2 protein-coding genes are annotated in these 746 nt (G+C 30.6%); both read right to left on the bottom strand.

Translation table 11 applies throughout. From position 1 onward, the window contains the following. Window positions 1-26: 26 nt before the first annotated feature. The gene (locus KQI30_RS16875) at window positions 27-467 is read right to left on the bottom strand and encodes an Hsp20/alpha crystallin family protein (RefSeq protein ID WP_216464501.1); all 441 of its coding nucleotides are present in this window, start codon (window positions 465-467) and stop codon (window positions 27-29) included. Window positions 468-488: 21 nt separating this feature from the next. Further along, a partial coding sequence (locus KQI30_RS16880; protein WP_216464503.1) for an Hsp20 family protein occupies window positions 489-746 on the bottom strand: 258 nt, incomplete at its 5' end.

The following is a 746-nucleotide window of genomic DNA, read 5'->3' on the forward strand; positions in this document are numbered from 1 at the left end:
AACATATAAAAGACCTCCTTATAAAATTATTGGATATCAATCTTATTAACTTTTTCTTCAGTCTTTGGAAGTTTTGGTAAGGTTACAATAAGCTCACCATTATCAAACTTGGCTGAAATAGAATCTTCTTTTATGTCTTCTACGTAGAAAGTTCTTGAGAAGGTACCATGATGACGTTCTTTTCTTACGTAGTTATCTTTTTCTTCATCGATAGTTTCATCTCTTTTAGCAGAGATAGTTAAGTTGTTATCCTTATATTCAAGAGAGATATCTTCTTTCTTGACGCCAGGTAATTCAGCTTCTACTAAATATTCATTTTCGGTTTCTTTAATATCAGCTTTAAAAGCATTAGCTTCTTTATAAAATGGTGTAAAGAAGTTGTCATCAAAGAAGTCTGATAATAAGTTTCCGAACCCATCTCCTTTGTTATCAATTGAATTAGTGTTAAAAGGTATTAATCCGAACATATAAAAGACCTCCTTATAAAATTATTGGATATCAATCTTATTAACTTTTTCTTCAGTCTTTGGAAGTTTTGGTAAGGTTACAATAAGCTCACCATTATCAAACTTGGCTGAAATAGAATCTTCTTTTATGTCTTCTACGTAGAAAGTTCTTGAGAAAGTACCATGATGACGTTCTTTTCTTACGTAGTTATCTTTTTCTTCATCGATAGTTTCATCTCTTTTAGCAGAGATAGTTAAGTTGTTATCCTTATATTCAAGAGAGATATCTTCTTTCTTGAC

This window comes from Clostridium bornimense (genome assembly GCF_018917145.1).
In the GTDB taxonomy this organism is placed as follows: domain Bacteria; phylum Bacillota; class Clostridia; order Clostridiales; family Clostridiaceae; genus Clostridium_AN; species Clostridium_AN bornimense_A.